General features: G+C 71.2%; 17 protein-coding genes. 14 read left to right on the top strand and 3 right to left on the bottom strand.

What is annotated here, in order from left to right; all coding sequences use genetic code 11:
* The first annotated feature begins 32 nt into the window (after positions 1–32).
* From LL648_RS41355 to LL648_RS41300, 12 genes are all read left to right on the top strand, one after another.
* Entirely contained in the window at positions 33–248 is a 216-nt protein-coding gene (locus LL648_RS41355; RefSeq protein ID WP_232668450.1) for a hypothetical protein, read from the top strand.
* A 102-nt stretch (positions 249–350) separates the two neighbouring features.
* Positions 351–1,382, top strand: coding sequence for a ketoacyl-ACP synthase III family protein (locus LL648_RS41350; protein WP_232668449.1), 1,032 nt, complete (start codon positions 351–353; stop codon positions 1,380–1,382).
* A gap of 3 nt (positions 1,383–1,385) precedes the next feature.
* Positions 1,386–2,474, top strand: coding sequence for a 3-deoxy-7-phosphoheptulonate synthase (locus tag LL648_RS41345; protein WP_232668448.1), 1,089 nt, complete (start codon positions 1,386–1,388; stop codon positions 2,472–2,474).
* Between the two features lie 16 nt (positions 2,475–2,490).
* Entirely contained in the window at positions 2,491–4,815 is a 2,325-nt protein-coding gene (locus LL648_RS41340) for a non-ribosomal peptide synthetase (RefSeq protein WP_232668447.1), read from the top strand.
* A 105-nt stretch (positions 4,816–4,920) separates the two neighbouring features.
* The gene (locus LL648_RS41335) at positions 4,921–6,267 is read left to right on the top strand and encodes a salicylate synthase (RefSeq protein WP_232668446.1); all 1,347 of its coding nucleotides are present in this window, start codon (positions 4,921–4,923) and stop codon (positions 6,265–6,267) included.
* The gene (locus tag LL648_RS41330) at positions 6,264–7,325 is read left to right on the top strand and encodes a ketoacyl-ACP synthase III family protein (RefSeq protein ID WP_232668445.1); all 1,062 of its coding nucleotides are present in this window, start codon (positions 6,264–6,266) and stop codon (positions 7,323–7,325) included. The genes LL648_RS41335 and LL648_RS41330 overlap by 4 nt, the downstream gene beginning before the upstream one ends.
* Positions 7,325–8,983, top strand: coding sequence for a (2,3-dihydroxybenzoyl)adenylate synthase (locus LL648_RS41325; RefSeq protein ID WP_232668444.1), 1,659 nt, complete (start codon positions 7,325–7,327; stop codon positions 8,981–8,983). Before LL648_RS41330 ends, LL648_RS41325 begins: the two co-directional genes overlap by 1 nt.
* Before the next feature lie 2 nt (positions 8,984–8,985).
* Positions 8,986–9,255, top strand: a complete 270-nt coding sequence (locus LL648_RS41320; RefSeq protein WP_232668443.1) for a phosphopantetheine-binding protein — start codon at positions 8,986–8,988, stop codon at positions 9,253–9,255.
* Positions 9,252–10,721 (top strand): amidohydrolase family protein, encoded by a 1,470-nt coding sequence (locus LL648_RS41315; protein ID WP_232668442.1) that lies wholly within the window; start codon positions 9,252–9,254, stop codon positions 10,719–10,721. The genes LL648_RS41320 and LL648_RS41315 overlap by 4 nt, the downstream gene beginning before the upstream one ends.
* A gap of 3 nt (positions 10,722–10,724) precedes the next feature.
* On the top strand, positions 10,725–11,501 hold the full coding sequence (locus LL648_RS41310) for a 2,3-dihydro-2,3-dihydroxybenzoate dehydrogenase (protein ID WP_232668441.1): 777 nt from the start codon (positions 10,725–10,727) through the stop codon (positions 11,499–11,501).
* A gap of 28 nt (positions 11,502–11,529) precedes the next feature.
* Positions 11,530–12,177, top strand: a complete 648-nt coding sequence (locus LL648_RS41305; RefSeq protein WP_232668440.1) for an isochorismatase family protein — start codon at positions 11,530–11,532, stop codon at positions 12,175–12,177.
* A complete protein-coding gene (locus LL648_RS41300; protein WP_232668439.1) occupies positions 12,174–14,087 on the top strand; it encodes an anthranilate synthase family protein in 1,914 nt (637 codons plus the stop codon). The genes LL648_RS41305 and LL648_RS41300 overlap by 4 nt, the downstream gene beginning before the upstream one ends.
* Positions 14,088–14,095: 8 nt before the next feature.
* Here LL648_RS41300 and aroC read toward each other — a convergent pair whose 3' ends face one another.
* Positions 14,096–15,259 (bottom strand): chorismate synthase, encoded by a 1,164-nt coding sequence (gene aroC, locus LL648_RS41295; protein WP_232668438.1) that lies wholly within the window; start codon positions 15,257–15,259, stop codon positions 14,096–14,098.
* A gap of 174 nt (positions 15,260–15,433) precedes the next feature.
* Between aroC and LL648_RS41290 the strand changes: the two genes are divergently transcribed.
* Both LL648_RS41290 and LL648_RS41285 read left to right on the top strand, forming a co-directional pair.
* Entirely contained in the window at positions 15,434–16,213 is a 780-nt protein-coding gene (locus LL648_RS41290; protein ID WP_232668437.1) for an AfsR/SARP family transcriptional regulator, read from the top strand.
* Entirely contained in the window at positions 16,210–16,824 is a 615-nt protein-coding gene (locus LL648_RS41285; protein WP_232668436.1) for a response regulator transcription factor, read from the top strand. The genes LL648_RS41290 and LL648_RS41285 overlap by 4 nt, the downstream gene beginning before the upstream one ends.
* Here the strand turns inward: LL648_RS41285 and LL648_RS41280 are convergent.
* Together LL648_RS41280 and LL648_RS41275 are read right to left on the bottom strand one after the other, a co-directional pair.
* Positions 16,740–17,717 (bottom strand): HNH endonuclease signature motif containing protein, encoded by a 978-nt coding sequence (locus tag LL648_RS41280; RefSeq protein ID WP_232668435.1) that lies wholly within the window; start codon positions 17,715–17,717, stop codon positions 16,740–16,742. The two genes, LL648_RS41285 and LL648_RS41280, sit on opposite strands and share 85 nt — an antisense overlap.
* Complete coding sequence (locus LL648_RS41275) at positions 17,714–18,067, bottom strand: hypothetical protein (protein WP_232668434.1); 354 nt, start codon at positions 18,065–18,067, stop codon at positions 17,714–17,716. Before LL648_RS41275 ends, LL648_RS41280 begins: the two co-directional genes overlap by 4 nt.
* Positions 18,068–18,302 lie beyond the last annotated feature (235 nt).

Genomic DNA, 18,302 nt, shown 5'->3' with positions numbered 1-18,302 from the left:
GTAACAGTCGTAGATGGGGAACTGGAGTCGACATGAGCGACGGGGCTCTGCGCGGTTTCGGAGAACTGATTCTGCTGCGGCCTGGCCGGCAGGCGCCGCCCACCGTGGTTGCCGAGTGGTATCGGCGCAAGGCCGAGCTGTTCGAGGACATCGCGGCGAACGGCGGCCCGGAGGCGGGCGAGGCCCGGAATCTGGCGGCCGCGGCTCGTCAGCACGCCGCGCGCCTGCTCGCGGACAAGGTCGCATGAGGTTTCGCCGGTAACGAACGAGAAGCAGCGTTGATCGCGGATCCAGGATCCGTCCGCTGTTACCGCCGTAAAGTTTTGGCCAGTAACGGGAGAAGGGACTCCATGATGCGGTTCGATGACATCTGGATCGCCGGCACGGGGGGCGTGCTCGGTGAGCTGGTGCCCGTCGAGCAGGCGATCGCGAGCGGGCAGTACGCCGCTGCTGCTGCCGCCAGCACCGGCATGGTCTCCGTCTCCCAGGCCGACCAGGCCCCGCCGGAGCTGGCCGTGACCGCCGGCCGGGAGGCCATCAAGGAGGCCGTCGAGCACGGCGTCGAGGTCGGCCCGGGCACCTTGTTCCTGCACAGCCACGGCGGCTTCCAGGGCCTCGACACGTGGCCGGTGGCGAGCTGGATCGCCAAGGAGCTGATCGGCACCGATCTCGAAGGCCAGCCGACGGTGATCTCCGCCGCGTCCAACGGTGCGCTGACCAGCCTGGAGATCGCGGCGAACACCCTGCTCGCCGGCGCTCGCGACACCGCGCTGATCACGCTCGGCGACCGCTTCGCGGAACCGGTGAACCGCTGGTACCTCTCGCCCGGCATGGTCTTCGGCGACGGTGGCGCCGCCGCCGTGGTGACGCGTGGTGGCGGCATCCTGCAGGTGCGCAGCATCGTCACCGAGACCGACGCGGCGCTGGAGGGCCTCAGCCGCGGGAACGAGCCCTTCACCACGGCACCGGTCGGCCAGCCGGACTCGCGCCGCCGCACGCGGGAGTTCCTCGCCGCCGGCGGGATCTCGCTCAGCGACGTGCGCAGGCGCTCCGGCGAGCGCACCTGCAGCGTCGTCACCCGGGCGCTGGCCGAGGCCGGGGTCCGCCTGGACGACGTCGACTGGTTCCTCACGCCGTTCGTCGGCCGCGCCCTGTTCCAGGACGCCTTCCTGCGGCCGCTGGGCTACACGCCCCGCAACACCCTGCTCGAGACCGGCTTGACGATCGGCCACCTCGGCCCGGCGGACCAGATCTACGCCTTGAACCACCTGGCGGGCAACGACCTCCTGGAGCCCGGTTCGACGCTGCTGGTGCTGGGCACCGCGATGGGCTTCTCGTTCTCCGCGGCCGTGTTGACCGTGCCCCAGAAGAAGGAGAACTGACCCATGCGCTCCATCCACACGGCCGACGCCCACGTCGCAGACGTCGAACCGCTGGTCCCGCCGGCGGAGCTGCGCGCCGAGATCCCCCTCTCGCCGGCGGGCCGCGACGCGGTCCTGCGCGGCAGCGAGGCCATCCGGGGCGTCCTGCGCGGTGAGGACGACCGGATCATCGTGATCACCGGACCCTGCTCGGTCCACGACCCGGCCGCGGTGCGCACCTACGCCGAGCGGCTGGCCCGGCTGGCCGCCGACGTCCAGGACGAGATCGTGATCGTCATGCGCGTCTACACGGAGAAGCCGCGCACGCGCTTCGGCTGGAAGGGCCTGATCAGCGACCCCCACCTGGACGGCTCCCGCGACATCAACGCCGGCCTGCGGGTCGCCCGCGAGCTGATGGTGGACATCGCCACGAGCGGCGTCCCCGTCGGCACCGAGTTCCTCGACCCGTCGGTGCCCGGCTACCTGTCCGACGCGGTGTCGTGGGGGTGCATCGGCGCCCGCACTGTGCAGAGCCAGATCCACCGCCAGCTCGCGAGCGGCCTCCCGATGCCGATCGGGTTCAAGAACGCCACCGACGGCGAGGTGCTCGACGCGGTGGACGCGGTCGCCGCCGCGACGCAGTCGCACAGCTTCCCGACCAGCACCGACGACGGCCGCCCCGGCATCCTGACCACCACCGGCAACCCGGACGGCCACGTCGTCCTGCGCGGCGGCAGCCTCGGGCCCAACTACGGCCCGATCGACGTCGCCAAGGGTCGGGTGCTGCTGAGCCAGGCCGGGCTCCCCAACCGGCTGCTCGTCGACGCCAGCCACGGCAACAGCGGCAAGGACCACCGGCGTCAGGAACTCGTCGCCGAGAACGTGGCGTGGCGCCTGCACCGGGGCGAGACCGGCATCGCCGGCGTGATGCTGGAGAGCTTCCTCGTGGAAGGCAACCAGAAGCTCGAACTCGGGCGGGCCGACCAGCTCGTCTACGGCCGCAGCGTGACGGACGCCTGCATCGACTGGACCAGCAACGTCCGCATCATCCAGCGGTTCGCCGCCGCCGTCGACCACCGCCGGGCCGGGCGCCGCACCGCCCTCGCCGGCTGACCGGAAGGAGAGTCCAGTGAGCGCATCCACGAGCACGTCCCTGCCGCTGGCCACGCCCGCGGCCGAGCGGGTCGGTCCGGTCCACCGCCGGGCGATCGCCGTCCCACCTGCGATCACCGGCGACCAGGCCGAGCTGGACACGGCGGTGACGGTCGCCGTCGCGGCGCTGGTCCACCGCTACACCGGCGAGGCTGCCGTCACCGTCGGGCGCGGCTCGGCCGGGGTCGTGCAGGTCTCCGTCACCGGTGACACGACGATCGCGCAGCTGCGTGCGGCGGTCGAGGCCGCCCCCGTCGAGCTCGCCGTCTGCCGGTCGTTCCACGCGGTGGTCACGGACGTCGCCGCCGGCGCGATCGCCGCCCTCAACGTCCTGAGCGTGCGGGGCGCCGTCGAGCTGGTGGTGTCGTGCGACGAGTTCGACGCCGTCGCCGCCGACCAGTACGCGGCGCACCTCGAACGGGCGCTGGCCGCAGGCCCGGAGACGGCCGTGCACGACATCGAGTTGCTGACCGTGGCGGACCTGCACCGCATCGGGACCGAGTGGAACCGGACCGACGAGGACGTCCAGGGCGGTTTCTTCCACGCGGAGATCACCGCCGTCGCGCAGCGCACACCGGACAAGGACGCGGTCGTCTGGCCGGCTGGCCGGATGACCTTCGGGGAGCTCGATGAGCAGGCGACCCGGCTCGCCCACCGTCTGCGCTCGTCCGGCGTGGGTCGGGGCGACAGCGTCGGCACCTGCTTCCCGCGCTGCCCGGAGAGCCTGATCGCCCAGCTCGCCTGCTTCAAGCTGGGCGCCGCGGCGATCCTGCTCGACCCGGACTTTCCGGCGGAGCGCATCCGGTTCATGATCGAGAACGCCGAGGCCGTGCTCGTGCTGACGCTGGCCGCGCACGAGGCCGTCGTGGCCGGCACCGCGCCGGTCGTCGCGCTCGACGTCGCGGATTGGGAGAACGAGCCGACTGCCCCGATCGGCTCCGTCGTGGAGACCGACGACGTCATCCACATCTGCTACACCTCGGGCTCGACCGGCGCGCCCAAGGCCGTGCTGACCCGGCACGGGGCAGCCCGCAACCTGATCCACGGCATGCAGAAGATCTGCGGCATCACCGACTCGTCCCGCGGGACGTGGCTGGCCGCGCCGGGCTACGGCATGGTGCAGGTCGAGTGCTTCTCGGTGCTGGCCGCCGGCGCTACGGTGCACATTCCCGAGCCGGCCGTCGTCACCTCCCCGGAGTGGCTGCGGGACTGGCTGGTCGCGCGGCGGATCACCCACACGCTGGTGACGAAGGCGATCTGCGAGCGCATCCTGACCCTGGAATGGCCGGCCGAGACGGCGCTGCAGAACATCCGGATCAGCGGCGAGCGGGTGCAGTCGTGGCCGGCGGCGGCGCTGCCGTTCAACGTCATCAACCTGTACGGCTCCGCGGAGGCGACCGTTGTCGCCAGCTGCGACATCACTGAGCTGGGCAAACGCCTCGGCGCGGCCGGTCGGGCCCGGCGGACGCCCCCGATCGGCCGGCCGCTGCCCAACGTCCGGACGTTCGTGCTGGACGAGCGGATGCGTCCGGTGCCGCCGGGCGTCATCGGCGAGCTGGTGGTGACCGGCGACAGCCTCTCCGCCGGGTACCTGCACCTGCCGGAGGCGACGGCGGAGAAGTGGATCCCCAACCCGCTCGACGCGGCGCGCCACCCCGTGCTGTACCGCACGGGTGACCTCGCGCGGTGCTGGCCCGACGGCGACATCGAGATCGTCGGGCGCACCGACAGCCAGGTCAAGGTGCGTGGCAACCGCGTGAACCTCGGCGAGATCGAGGCCATGCTGACCGGGATGCCCGGGGTCGCCCAGGCCGTCGTGCGGGCCCTGACCGACGACGCAGGCAGCACCCGGCTCGCGGCGTACCTGGAGGCCGAGCCCGGCGCGGAGCCTGCGGTCCGGCAGATCCGCCGGGCGCTGCAGCAGAAGCTGCCGACGTTCATGGTGCCCTCGGCGTTCGTGGTGGGCGTGTTCGAGCTGACCACGAACGGCAAGATCGACCGCTCCCGGCTCCCGGAGCCGCCGACCGCCCGGCCGGACGTCGAGACGGCGTTCGAGGAGCCGCGCAACGACATCGAGCGGTCGCTGCAGGAGATCTGGGAGCGGGCGCTGGACCTCGACGAGGTCGGGGTGCTGGACAACTTCTTCGATCTGGGCGGCGACTCGATGCGCGCTGCGGCGCTGACCGAGCAGATCGTGCGGTTCTTCGACATCCCGAAGAGCCAGGACGAGATGTTCTTCGAGCTGTTCGACCACCCGAGCGTCGAAGGGATGGCGGCGGTCATCGCCGCGCTGAAGGTCTGATCAGCAACTGACCGGCAGCCCCGGTCAGGCATGCCCGGACTGTTACCAGCAAAACGCTATCGATAGTAACCAGGTGACCAACGAGTCCTCGAGAGGACGCCGCAGATGACCGCGATCATCCCCCAGCACTACTTCGAGACCCACCTCTCGGTGCCCGACGACCCGCTGGAGGTCGTCACCCGCCTCGCCGCGTCCGGCCTGCACGACAGCTACGTCGTCTACGAGAACGGGGACACCTGGTCCTACGCCGGCGGCGCACTGGCGGAGCTCACCCTCGACCGGACGAGCGCCGTGCTCACCCAGCACGGCCAGGAGACCCGCACCCTCGAGTGGGACGGCAAGCCGTTGCACCAGGTCGCAGCCCTGCTGGAGGCCGTGACCGTGCCGGAGTGGCGGGCCTACGGGTGGGCGACGTTCGAGCTGTCCTACGCCAAGGACGGCGACCTGACCGACGTCGGCGAGCACCGCATGATGCACCTGGTGGTGCCCGCGGCCGAGGTCCGCATCACCGGCGGAATGGCACACCTGCGGGCCGCCGACCAGGAGACGCTCACCGCCCTGCTGGCCGCGATCGTCATCGGCGACACGTCGGTCCCGGCCGAGCCGTTCCCGCTGAACGTGCGCGGGACCGGCGTCGAGCAGTACCAGAGCTCCGTGCGCGAGGCCATCGACTCGATCAACGCGGGCCGGCTGCACAAGGTCATCCTGTCGCGCGTCGTCGACGTCGAGTACGACGTCGACCTGATCGCCACCTACCGGGCGGGGCGGCGCGGCAACAACCCCGCCCGCTCGTTCCTGCTCGACGTCGGCGGCATCGAAGCGACCGGGTTCAGCCCGGAGATCGTCGTGCAGGTCTCCGCCGACGGCCACGTCGTCAGCCAGCCGCTCGCCGGCACCCGCGCGCTGACCCCGGACCTGCTGCGCAACGAGCAGCTGCGCAACGACCTGTTCAGCTCGGCCAAGGAGATCTACGAGCACGCGATCTCGGTCAAGGTCGGCACGGACGAGCTCTCCGACGTCTGCCACCCAGGCTCCATCGAGGTGCCGGAGTTCATGACGATCAAGGAGCGCGGCACGTGCCAGCACCTGGCCTCCCGGGTCGCCGGCCGGCTCGCGGACGGTCGCGCGGCGTGGGACGCGTTCGGCGCGGTGTTCCCGGCCGTCACCGCGTCGGGGGTGCCGAAGGCGCCCGCCTACGACGTGATCCGCAGCTCCGAGGCGGAGGAGCGCGGCCTCTACAGCGGCGCGGTGCTGACCGTCGACCACACCGGCTCGATGGACGCCGCGCTCGTCCTGCGCTCGGCGTACCGGCAGAACGGCCGCACGTGGCTGCGGGCCGGCGCCGGGATCGTCGGCCAGTCCACACCGGAGCGGGAGTACGAGGAGACCTGCGAGAAGCTCGACAGCGTCGCGAGGTTCCTGGTGCCGGTCGCGACGGGAGCGGGCCGATGAAGGCCCCGGCCGACACCTACCTCGCCGGGCTGGGGATCTGCCTGCCACCGGCCGTGAGCACCGAAGATGCGGTGGCGCGCGGCTGGTACGACGAGGCCGCCCAGGTCTCGTCCGGACTGCGCGGCGTGGCCGTGGCGGACGACCGGCCGGCCCCGGACATGGCGGTTGCCGCCGCCCGCGACGCGCTGGCGCAGGCCGGCGTCGACCCCGACCGGTTCGGCGCGCTGATCCACAGCACCACCTACCACCAGGGCCCGGACGGCTGGTCCGCCCCGCACTACGTGCTGCGCCACACCCTCGACCAGCCGATCTCCGCGGTGGAGCTGCGCCAGGGCTGCGTCGGCATGCTCGCCGGCCTCGAACTCGCGGTGCACCGGCTGGCCGCCGACCCCGCGACGGACGCGGTGCTGCTGACCACGGCGGACAACTTCTCCGTCCCGGTCGTGGACCGCTGGCGGGCGGCCAAGCTCTTCGTCCTCGGTGACGGCGGCGCGGCTGCGGTCGTCTCCCGCACCGCGGGCTTCGCCAAGGTGCTGTCCGTCGCGACCAACAGCAACCCGCTGATGGAGGAGATGCACCGCGGCGGCGAGGAACTCTTCCCGCCGGGCATCACCCGCGGGGTGTCGCTCAACTTCGAGGAGCGCAGCGAGTACTGGCGCGCGCAGTGGGCCGCCGGGGTCACGCCGCCGATGGGCAACCTCGGCGACTGCCTCGCCGCGTCCGCCGATGCGGCGCTCGCCGACGCCGGCGTCGCGATGGACAAGGTCGTGCGGGTGTGCCACGTCGGGTTCGCCCGCGGGCCGCTGCACGCCGTCTACCTCGACCCGCTCGACATCGACGAGGCCCGCGGCACGTTCGAGATCACCAAGCACTACGGGCACGTGGGCGCTGCCGATCCGGTCATCGGGCTGGAGCACCTGTGGCGCACGGGCGCCGTCGGGCCCGGCGACCACGTGATGTTGATCGCCGCCGGACCCGGCATGACGGCCAGCTGCGCGCTGCTGGAGATCGTCGCTCCCCACCCGGGCGCCGGTCGTGAGTCGGAAGGAGAGAATTGATGTTGGACGGATGCACGCCGTGGCCGGCGGAGTTCGCCGCCCGCTACGCCGACGCCGGGCTGTGGAATGGTGTCGACCTCGGCGGACTGCCCCGCACGTGGGCCGACCGCTACGGCGACGACATCGCGCTGGTGCACGGGCCGACCCGGTTGACGTTCACCGAGCTGGCCGACCGGATCGACCGGACGGCGGCCGGGTTCGCCGCCCGCGGGATCGGGGCCGGCGAGCGGGTGGTGCTCCAGCTGCCGAACGTCCCGGAGTTCGTCGTCGCCGCGTTCGCGCTGTTCCGGACCGGGGCCAAGCCGGTCTTCTCGCTCGCCTCGCACCGCGCGAACGAGATCCGGCACCTGCTGGCGGTCTCCGGTGCGTCAGCGTTCGTGACGGCCAGGGAGCACCGCGGCTTCGACCACGTCGCGCTCGCTGAGCAGATGCTGGCCGAGGCGCCGGAGCTGCGTCAGGTGTTCGTGCTCGGTGCGGAGACCGGGGTCGCCGACCCGCGGATTACCCCGCTCGCCGAGGTGTGCGCCGACCCGGTGCCGTTGCTGCCGAACGACCCGTCCGACGTCGCGTTCTTCCTGCTCTCCGGCGGGACGACGGCCCTGCCGAAGCTCATCCCGCGGACCCACGACGACTACGCCTACCAGACGCGAACCACCTCGCAGGTGTGCGAGATCGACGCGGCCGACGTCTACCTCGCGGTGCTGCCGGTGGAGTTCAACTTCACCTGGGGCTGCCCCGGCGTGATCGGCATGCTCGGCGCGGGGGCAACGGTCGTGCTGGCCGACGACCCCGACCCGCAGCGCTGCTTCGAGCTGATCGAGCACGAAGGCGTGACGTTCACGTCGCTGGTGCCGACGGTCGCCCACCTGTGGCTGGAGGCCCGCGAGTGGCTCGGGAACGACCTGTCGTCCCTGGCCACGGTGCAGATCGGCGGGGCCAAGCTGCAGCCGGAGCTCGCCGCCCGCATCGGTCCGGAGCTCGGCGCGCGCCTGCAGCAGGTCTTCGGGATGGCGGAGGGGCTGCTGTCGATGACCCGGGCGGACGACGATGACGAGACGGTCGTCCACACGCAGGGCCGTCCGATCTCTCCGCACGACGAGGTCCGCATCGTCGACGAGCACGGCGTCGACGTCGGGCCGGGCGCGGTGGGGGAGCTGCTGACCCGCGGCCCCTACACGCTGCGCGGCTACTACCGCGCGGCCGAGCACAACGCCAGGGCGTTCACCGCGGACGGGTTCTACCGCTCCGGCGACCTGGCCAGCCGGACCGGAACGGGGCGGCTGGTCATCGAGGGCAGGATCAAGGACGTCGTGATCCGCGGTGGGGACAAGATCTCCGCGGTCGAGGTCGAGAGCCACCTGGTCGCGCATCCGCGGATCGCCGCGGCCGCGGTTGTGCCCGTCCCCGACGAGTTCCTCGGCGAGCGCACCTTCGCCTTCCTCGTGGCGGACGGCTTGCGGACGACCCTGCACGAGCTGAAGCGCGCGCTGCGCGAGCGTGGTCTCGCCGACTACAAGCTGCCCGACCGCGTGGAGTACGTCGAGGCCTTCCCGCTGACCCCGCTGGGGAAGGTCGACAAGAAGGTGCTGGCCGCCGCGGCGCGGCACCCCGACGCGTTGCGCGACTGGGCGCACGCAGAGCTGCGGAAGGCGAGCTGACCATGTCACGAACCACTGGAACGTCAACCACCGAAACAACGACCGCGGACTTCCTGCGCGAAGCCGTCACCGAACTCTCCGGCATCCCGGGCGACGAGCTCGCCGGCGACGCGAACCTGGTGCAGCTCGGCGTGGGCTCGCTGGAGGTGATGCGGCTCGCCACGAGGTGGCGGCGCCGCGGGCTGGCCGTCGAGTTCGCCGTGCTGGCGGCCGAGCCGACGATCGACGCGTGGGCCGCGCACGTCGACGACGTGCGGGGGGCGGCACCGTGACCGCGTTGTTGATCCGCGGGGGCTGCCTGTACCCCGCTGACGAGGGGGCGAGCGTGATCCCCGACGGGGCGGTGCTCGCCCGCGACGGCCGCATCGTCGCCGTCGGGCCGTCTGCACAGGTGCCGGTGCCGTCCGATGCCGAGATCATCGACGCGACCGGCCACCTGATCCTGCCCGGCTTCGTCAACCCGCACTGGCACGAGATGTTCGCGATGCGCTTCTCGCCCCGCGCGGCGCTGCGGCCACCGTGGGACCGCGACGACCGGCCCGCGTTCATGGCGCTCGGCGGTGACGTGTGCCAGGTGTCCGCGGCTTTCGACTCGTTCCACGACCTGATCGGGCGGCTCTCCGACGACGAGGCCGCCGCGATCGCCCGGTACTCGATGTGGACGCAGCTGCGCTCGGGCGTCACCACGCTCGGTGACGTCGGGTCGCTGAACAAGCCGGACGCCCTCGCCGACGCGGCGCTGCACCTCGGCATCCGGGCCTCGGTGAGCACCTGGGCGAGCGATGCCGTCTGCCTGCCGGGAGCCTCGCGGTTCCAGCGCACCCGCGACGCCGACGCGCTGCTCGCCGACGCCGAGCGGCTGCTGCAGCGCGCCGCGGCCGACCGGACGGGACACCTGCGGGCCCGCCCGACCTCGGTGTACGGGACGAACATGACCGATGAGCTCGGCGCCGGCCTGGCCCGGCTCGTCGCCGAGCACGACGTCCCGTTCGCCACGCACGTCGGCGCGTTGCGCAACGAGTACGAGGTGATGCGCACCTACTTCGGCGCCACGCCCGTGCGCCGCTTCGCCGACCTCGGCCTGCTCGGGCCCCGGTTCATGGCGGTGCACACCGCGTTCGTCGACGAGGACGAGCGGAAGCTGCTCGTCGAGAGCGGGGTGCATGTGAACTTCTCGCCGGCGAAGTACGGCAACGCCGGGGAGTCGACGCTGACCGAGACACTGGCAATCCCGCGGTTCCGCCGCGCCGGCCTGGACGTCTCGCTCTCGACAGACGGCACCGCGTTGCCGCTGGGCGGCATGGCCGAGGCCATGAAGGCCACCTACCAGGTGTTCAACGAGATCGCCGCCGACCCGACGGAGGTCCGGCCGACCGACGCGCTGGCGATGGCGACCCGGATCGCGGCCCGCGGGCTCGACTGGGAGCAGCAGGTCGGCAGCCTGGAAGTGGGCAAGCAGGCCGATCTTGTGCTCGTCCCCGCCGAGGACTGGCGGTACCTGCTCAACCCGCGTCCGCTGGAGGGCTTCCTCGCGCTGGGCGGGTCCCACGACGTCGACACCGTGATCGTCGGCGGTCGGGTGCTGATCAGGGGCGGCCGGTCCACCGAGGTCGACGAAGCCGAGCTGGAAGCGAACTACGTCGAGGCGGTGGGGTCGTTCTCCGTGCGCTGCCTCGGTGTCGAACCCGATCTCGTCGCCGCGCTGACCTCGCGGTCGAGGACAGGTCTCGAGGTGTGAACCATGGAGAAGAAGATCGCCCTGGTGACCGGGGCGGCCGGCGGGATCGGGGCGGCGGTGGTCCGCGCCCTCGCCTCGGACGGCACAGCGGTGGCCGCGGCGGACGCCGATCTCGAAGGTCTCACACTGGTCGTGAAGCGCCTGCGCGACGAGGGCCATGACGTCCGCGGATACGTGCTGGACGTCTCCTCCGCCACCGAGGTCGAGGCGACCGTCGCCGAGATCGAGCACGACATCGGCCCGATCGGCTACCTGGTCAACGCGGCCGGGGTGCTGCGCACTGCCGACGCGGTGGACCTCTCGGACGAGGACTGGAAGGTCACGTTCGCGGTCAACACGACCGGCGTCTTCAACGTCTGCCGGGCCACCGCCCGTCGGATGAAGGAGCGGCGGCGCGGGTCGATCGTGACGGTGGCGTCGAACGCGGCCCGGACGCCCCGCTGGAACATGGCCGCCTACGCCGCCTCGAAGGCGGCCGCGAGCAGCTTCACCAAGTGCCTCGGGTTGGAGCTCGCCGGGCACGGCATCCGGTGCAACGTCGTCGCCCCGGGATCAACGGACACCCCGATGCTGACGTCGCTGTGGGCCGGCTCCGAGGGTGATGCGCTGCGGGTCTCGATCGAGGGCAACCCGGAGACGTACCGGCTCGGCATCCCGCTGGGGCGCCTCGCCCGGCCGCAGGACATCGCGGAGGCGGTGTGCTTCCTGCTCTCGGACCGCGCCGCGCACATCACCTTGCACGAACTCACCGTCGACGGCGGAGCGGCTCTCGGGAGCTGAGGCCCCGTCCCACCACCAGGGAGAAACCATGTCGATCCCCGTGATCGAACCGTATGCGATGCCGGCCGAGCACGAGCTGCCGGAGAACATCGCGCCGTGGCGCATCGACCCCGCTCGGGCGGTCCTGCTGATCCACGACATGCAGAACTTCTTCGTCCGCCCGTTCCAGCAGGCAGCGACCCCGCTCGGCGACCTGAAACGCAACATCGCCGAGCTGCGCGCGAGCTTCACCGCACACGGCGCGCTCGTGGCGTACACCGCTCAGCCGGGCGGCATGACCGACCAGCAGCGCGGCCTCCTGAAGGACTTCTGGGGCGCCGGCATGTCCACCGATCCGCAGCAACGCCAGATCGTGCCGGGCCTCGAACCCGCGCCCGGCGACATCGTGCTCACGAAGTGGCGGCCCAGCGCGTTCTGCCGCACACCCCTCCTGGAGCTGATGCGGGAACGGGGGCGCGACCAGCTGGTCATCTGCGGTGTCTACGCCCACGTCGGCATCCTGATGACGGCGCACGAGGGCTACTCCAACGACATCCAGACCTTCCTCGTGGCCGATGCCGTCGCGGACTTCTCTCTTGAGCACCACCGGATGGCGCTGGACTACGCATCCTCGCGGTGCGCCGTCACGCTGTCCACGGGCGCGGCGCTCGCCATGATCGACGGACCACCGCGATGACCGCCTGGCTCGACGCCCTCCTGGATCCGGCCGGACCGTCCTTCGCCCTGCTGCACCGACCCGGCTCGACCGGGCCGGACGCCGTCGACCTCGTTGTCGGCGAGGTCGGGTGCGTCGACCGGATCGCGGACATCGCCCTGTCGCCGTCGCCGGAGGGAGCGCCCGGCCGGCACGAGGTGCTCGCGCTCCTGCCCTTCCGGCAGGTCCGCGAGCGCGGGTTCGAGTGCGTCGACGACGGCGAGCAGCTGATCACCCTGCAGATCGCCCACCAGGAGGTGCTGCCGTTCGGCGAAGTCGTCGCGGCGCTGCCGGAGGAGCCGATCGAGCTCGGGCCCGGCGACTTCGACCTCGACGACGAGCAGTACGCCGACGTCGTGCGCAGGGTCGTGAGCGAGGAGATCGGCGAGGGGGTCGGCGCGAACTTCGTCATCAAGCGCTCGTTCACCACCGAGATCCACAACTGGTCGCGCGCGACCGCACTGACCTTCTTCCGCAGGCTGCTCGGCCGCGACCCCGGCTCGTACTGGACGTTCCTGGTGTGCGCGGGCGACCGCACTTTCGTCGGGGCCTCGCCGGAGCGGCACGTGAGCCTCGACGGCGGCACGGTGGTGATGAACCCGATCAGCGGCACGTACCGGTACCCGGAACCCGGGCCGGAGCTCGACGGGGTGCTGGCGTTCCTCTCCGACGCGAAGGAGGCCAACGAGCTCTACATGGTGCTGGACGAAGAGCTGAAGATGATGGGCCGGGTGTGCGATCGCGGCGCCCGCGCCATCGGCCCGCACCTGAAGCAAATGGCGCGGGTGGCCCACACGGAGTACCTGATCGAGGGCCGGTCGACGCTCGACGTCCGGGAGATCCTGCGCGACACGCTGCTCGCGCCGACCGTGACCGGCGGCCCGCTGGAGAGCGCGTGCCGGGTGATCGCCCGGCACGAGACGAGCGGGCGCGGCTTCTACGCCGGGGTCGTCGCGCTGGTCGGGCGCGACGCCGCCGGCGGCCAGGCGCTCGACTCGGCGATCCTCATCCGCACCGCCGACATCGCGCCGGACGGGCGGGTGCGGATCGGCGTCGGGGCCACGCTGGTGCGGGACTCGTGCCCCGTGTCCGAGGCGGCGGAGACCCGCGCGAAGGCGGCCGGGCTGCTTGCGGCGCTACAGGGTGCCGCGTTGTCGGCGGTCGCGGACGTGCCCGACATCAGCGGCCATCCCGCCGTGCGACGGGCGCTCGCCGAGCGAAACGCGCCGCTGGCGGACTTCTGGTTCGAGTCGCCGCAGGAGCGCACCCGGCCCGCACCGGAGAACGTCGGGAAGTCCATCCTGGTGATCGACGCCGAGGACACCTTCACGTTCATGGCGCGGGACATGCTCTGCGCGGTCGGCTTCGACGTCACGGTGGCGCGGTTCGACGAGCCGTTCAGCCTCGAAAGCTACGACGTCGTGATCGTCGGGCCCGGCCCTGGCGACCCCCGTGACCTGCGGGATCCGAAGATCGCGGCCCTGCACTCGATCGTCTCCACCCTGCTCGCGAACGGCACGCCGCTGTTTGCGGTCTGCCTGGGCCACCAGGTGCTGAGCACGATCCTCGGGCTCCCCGTCGAGCGGCGCGACGAGCCCAACCAGGGCGTCCAACGCAAGGTCGACATCTTCGGGCGCACCGAGCTGGTGGGCTTCTACAACACGTTCTCGGCGCGGTCGGCCACCGACCGGTTCGTCTCGGCGGAGCACGGGGCGGTCGAGGTCTTCAGGCAGGACGGCTGCGACGAGGTGCACGGGTTGCGCGGCCGGGGCTTCGCGTCGGCGCAGTGCCACCTCGCCTCGGTGCTGAGCCGGAAGGGCACGGCGGTCCTCAGCGAGATCCTCGGGGAGCTGTCGGTCGAGGGCGCGGTCCGGACGCGCGAGGCGGCCTGACGCGGCGATCACGCCGTCCGGCCGGCCGCCAGGTTGCGTCGGACCTCGACCAGCGAGTCGCCGCCGAACTTCTCCGCCGCGGCGTCGGCCAGCACCAGCGCGAGCATCGCCTCGGCCACCACCCCGGCGGCCGGCACCGCGCAGACGTCGGAGCGCTGGTGGATGGCGGTGGCGGCCGCGCCGGTGGCGACGTCGACGGTCCGCAGCGCGCGCGGCACCGTCGAGATGGGTTTCATCGCCGCCCGCACCCGCACCGGCTCGCCGTTGGTCATCCCGCCTTCGATGCCGCCCGCCCGGTTCGACAGGCGGTGGACGGGGTCGCCCGGCACCATCTCGTCGTGCGCGACGCTGCCGCGCCGGTGCGCGGTGCGGAAGCCGTCGCCGATCTCGACGCCCTTCATCGCCTGGATGCCCATGATCGCTGCGGCGATCCGGGCGTCGAGCCTGCGGTCGTGCTGCACGTAGGAACCCAGCCCGACCGGCAGCCCGTAGGCGAGCACCTCGACCACACCACCGAGGGTGTCGCCGTCGCGATGGGCCGCGTCCACCTCCGCCGTCATGGCTGCGGTGGCCGCCGCGCCGAACGCGCGCACCGGGCTGGCGTCGATCAGAGGCCCGTCCGCCGGCCCCGGGAGCTCGCCGGCTGGTGCGTCGTAGGCGCCGAGCGCAACTACATGGGACACGATGTCGACGCCGAACGCCTGCTTCAGGTATGCCTTCGCGACGGCGCCGAGCGCCACCCGGGCGGCGGTCTCGCGCGCGCTGGCCCGTTCGAGGACGGGCCGCGCGTCGCTGAACCCGTACTTCGTCATGCCGGCGAGGTCGGCGTGGCCCGGCCGGGGCCGCGTGAGCGGGGCGTTGCGGGCCCGGGTGGCGACGAGGTCGCGATCGACCGGGTCGGCGGCCATGACCGTCTGCCACTTCGGCCATTCCGAGTTGCCGATCCGGATCGCGACCGGCCCACCTTGGGTCACGCCGTGCCGAATTCCGCCGATCACTTCGAGCGCGTCGGCCTCGAACGCCATCCGGGCTCCACGCCCGTGGCCGAGTCGCCGCCGGGCCAGCTCCGCGGCCACCATTTCGGTGGTGATCCCGACCCCGGCAATCATGCCTTCCAGCACGGCCACCAATGCCGGGCCATGTGATTCGCCCGCTGTCATCCATCGCAACACGATCGAATCGTGGCACGCGTGTCGGGCCCGCGGAACGGTCGGGAGCAGCTTGTGAAGAATTCATGGACCGTCCGGTGAAAGGTCATCGCGGAGAACGTGGCGGGGAAATCTGGCGACGACCGGCCGCCTCCGATGAACTGGACCGGAACCGTCGGGCGAGCGTGGGAGGACCGCGTGGAGATCAAGGTTCTGGGCAGGCTGGACGTACGCCTGGACGGGGCGTCGATCACCCCCAGCGGGCGTAAACCGCGGCAGGTGCTCGCGTTGCTCGCCCTGCAGGCCGGCCAGGTGGTGACGGTGTCGACGCTGATCGAGGAGCTGTGGGGGGCGGAGCCGCCGCGCAGCGCGCTGCCGACCCTGCAGACCTACGTGCTCAGGTTGCGCAAGCTGATCGAGGCCGCGGCCCCGTTCCCCGCCTCGAAGGACGTGCTGACGACCACCTACGGCGGCTATTCGCTCGATGTGAGCCGCGACGCGCTCGACGTGACGACTTTCGAACGAATTGCCGCAGCCGGCCGGCTGGCCGTCGACGCCGGTCGTCCGAAGGAGGCCGCCGATCAGTTTGCGGCGGCATTGAACGTGTGGCGCGGGCCGGCGCTCATCGACGTGAAGGTCGGCATTCGCTTGAAGATGGAGGTGGCTCGGTTGGAAGAGATCAGGCTCGGCATTCACGAGGATCTGATCGATGCCGAGCTGCGTCTCGGTCGCCACGGTGTGCTGCTGGGCCGGCTCGCCGCACTCACCGCCCGGTATCCGATGCACGAGCATTTCCGGGGCCAATACATGATCGCGCTCTACCGGTCGGGGCGTCCGGCGCGTGCACTGGAGGAGTACACCCTGCTGCACCGCACGATGATGGACGAGCTGGGCCTGGCGCCCTCCGATCGGCTGCGGCGGCTGCAGAGCAGCATCCTGAACGCCGACCCGGTCGTCTTGAGCGGTGTCGGCGTATGAACGGCCGCATCAGGATCCTGCTGGCCGAGGACATGCACATGGTTCGGGGTGCGCTGGTCGCGCTGCTGCGCCTCGAACCGGACATCGACGTCGTCGCCGAGGTCGAGTCGGGCGACCAGATCGAGCCGGCGACCCGCGAGCACCGCCCGGACGTCGCGGTGATCGACATCGACCTGCCGGTGCTAGACGGCCTGGCGGCCGCGGAGGCGCTCCGTTCTTCGATGCCCGACGTGCGGACGTTGATGGTCACGTCCCTGGGGCGCCCCGGCACTCTGCGCCGAGCCCTGGCGGCGGGCGTCGACGGTTTCATCCTCAAGGACGCCCCACCCGCCCAGCTCGCCGACGCGATCAGGACCGTCGCCCAGGGCCGCCGCGTGATCGACTCCCAACTCGCGCTGGCCGCGTGGGACGAGGGCCAGTGCCCGCTGACCGACCGCGAGATCGACGTGCTCAGGCTCGCCTCGATCGGCAGCGACGCCACGGAGATCGCCGACACCCTCTCGCTGACCACCGGCACTGTCCGCAACTACCTGACGATCGTCGTCAACAAGCTCGACGCCCGCAACCGCGTCGACGCGATCCGGGTTGCCACGGACGCCGGCTGGATCTGACGCACGCGGCTCAGGCGTGGTCGCTGGTCCGGGTCGACCCATCTGGGCGGGATGAACTCCGGTAGCCCATCAACTATTCGCACGAACCATTCCGTGGCATGGATCTCCCGGTGATGCATCCTGCACAACATCACCAAGTTGTTGATCTCGGTGGGACCGCCGTTCTGCCATTCAACAATATGGTGGATATCGCACCAACTCGCCGGTCGGCCACACCTCGCGCATCCCCGGTCACGGGCGGCGACTGCTCGGCGCATTCCGTCGGGAATGACGCGGTTTGCGCGGCCGATGTCGAGTGGTTGGCTGTCGCCGTTCATGACGATCGGGATGACGGCGGCGTTGCAGGCGAGCAGCCGCAGATCCTTGGTGGTGATGGTGCCGCCGAAGTCGAGGATCGCGGTGCGGACCCGGTTCTCCAGCTCTGCGAGTGGGATGTGCACGTTGAGGTGCGGTCGGTGCCCGCCGGCGTGGGGGACGTCGCCGTGGTCAAGGACATACCCACAGACGTCACCCAACGCCTCGGCCTGCCGTTGCCCGGCACTGCGCTGATCATCCGCGGTGGTCGGCTTCGACTTCGCGTCGATCAAGGTGGCGATGGTGGCGAACAGGACCGCGTTGTCGAACCGACCCTTGATCGTCCCGCCCGGTCGGTCCGGATGACGGGTGATCGTCAACTCGTTGACCTCGGACTCCGGTCCGTCGTCGGGTTCGGGCCCGTCCTGGTCGAACGACCGAACCACCCGCATCCCCAAGGTGAAGAGACCTTGCGGGTCGAACACCGCCGCCTGTTCAGCAAGCTGCGCTTCGACGTATGCACAGTCCGCCGGCGTCAACCGCCCGGCCTCCTTGGAGCCGAGGACCTGGACGATCTTGTCGACGTGTCGCAGGCTCATCGCCCGGACTCGAACGCCGCCGCAGCAGCGGGCAGCCGGGGTGGTAGCACCTGGCCGTCCAGGGTGATCTGGGGGCAGATGTGCTCGGCGGCGGTGACGTACCGCTGGACATCGTTGTGGTCGAGGTTCCATAAGTCCCGGATCGCGTGGATCGGCGACTTGTACCCCCGCGCATGAAAGCCACCCTCACGAACGAAAGCGCTGATCGCGCAAACCCTCGCAAAGTCCACCCGACGCCCCAGAACCTCTAACTCACGGGTCGCGGCGCACCGTTCTTCGAACGTCCCGACCAGGGTGTCTGCCTGCAGTTGTGTCACCCCGGCGAGGGTGGTCTGCAGGTTCTCGGACATATCTCCATTTTAGACGCGGCAAAGATCCATTGCCAGTCCATTCCCGACTTCTTCTCACGTTCTTCAGGTGGTCGGGTTGGGTGAAGAGCGTATTTCCTGGTTGCGCCGCCTGCCGTCCCCGACCTGCACTCCAGTCCGACGATCAGCCTGCGGATAGTGGGTGGTCCTCTGTCCTGTGGTGCCGTCTAGAGACGGTTTTCCCACCGCGCAGACCCAGGTGTGACGTCGCAGACCG

The organism is Pseudonocardia sp. TRM90224 (genome assembly GCF_021245725.1).
Classification (GTDB): Bacteria; Actinomycetota; Actinomycetes; order Mycobacteriales; family Pseudonocardiaceae; genus Pseudonocardia.
Note: the sequence above shows the minus strand (reverse complement) of the source record. Positions and strands in the feature narration are given on the sequence as shown.

Excerpts from the sequence above, each read along its gene's own strand:
- LL648_RS41355 (WP_232668450.1), top strand. The coding sequence starts at position 33 with ATGAGCGACGGGGCTCTGCGCGGTTTCGGAGAACTGATTCTGCTGCGG.
- LL648_RS41350 (WP_232668449.1), top strand. The coding sequence starts at position 351 with ATGATGCGGTTCGATGACATCTGGATCGCCGGCACGGGGGGCGTGCTC.
- LL648_RS41345 (WP_232668448.1), top strand. The coding sequence starts at position 1,386 with ATGCGCTCCATCCACACGGCCGACGCCCACGTCGCAGACGTCGAACCG.
- LL648_RS41335 (WP_232668446.1), top strand. The coding sequence starts at position 4,921 with ATGACCGCGATCATCCCCCAGCACTACTTCGAGACCCACCTCTCGGTG.
- LL648_RS41330 (WP_232668445.1), top strand. The coding sequence starts at position 6,264 with ATGAAGGCCCCGGCCGACACCTACCTCGCCGGGCTGGGGATCTGCCTG.
- LL648_RS41325 (WP_232668444.1), top strand. The coding sequence starts at position 7,325 with ATGTTGGACGGATGCACGCCGTGGCCGGCGGAGTTCGCCGCCCGCTAC.
- LL648_RS41320 (WP_232668443.1), top strand. The coding sequence starts at position 8,986 with ATGTCACGAACCACTGGAACGTCAACCACCGAAACAACGACCGCGGAC.
- LL648_RS41310 (WP_232668441.1), top strand. The coding sequence starts at position 10,725 with ATGGAGAAGAAGATCGCCCTGGTGACCGGGGCGGCCGGCGGGATCGGG.
- LL648_RS41305 (WP_232668440.1), top strand. The coding sequence starts at position 11,530 with ATGTCGATCCCCGTGATCGAACCGTATGCGATGCCGGCCGAGCACGAG.
- LL648_RS41300 (WP_232668439.1), top strand. The coding sequence starts at position 12,174 with ATGACCGCCTGGCTCGACGCCCTCCTGGATCCGGCCGGACCGTCCTTC.
- LL648_RS41285 (WP_232668436.1), top strand. The coding sequence starts at position 16,210 with ATGAACGGCCGCATCAGGATCCTGCTGGCCGAGGACATGCACATGGTT.
- LL648_RS41280 (WP_232668435.1), bottom strand. The coding sequence starts at position 17,717 with ATGAGCCTGCGACACGTCGACAAGATCGTCCAGGTCCTCGGCTCCAAG.
- LL648_RS41275 (WP_232668434.1), bottom strand. The coding sequence starts at position 18,067 with ATGTCCGAGAACCTGCAGACCACCCTCGCCGGGGTGACACAACTGCAG.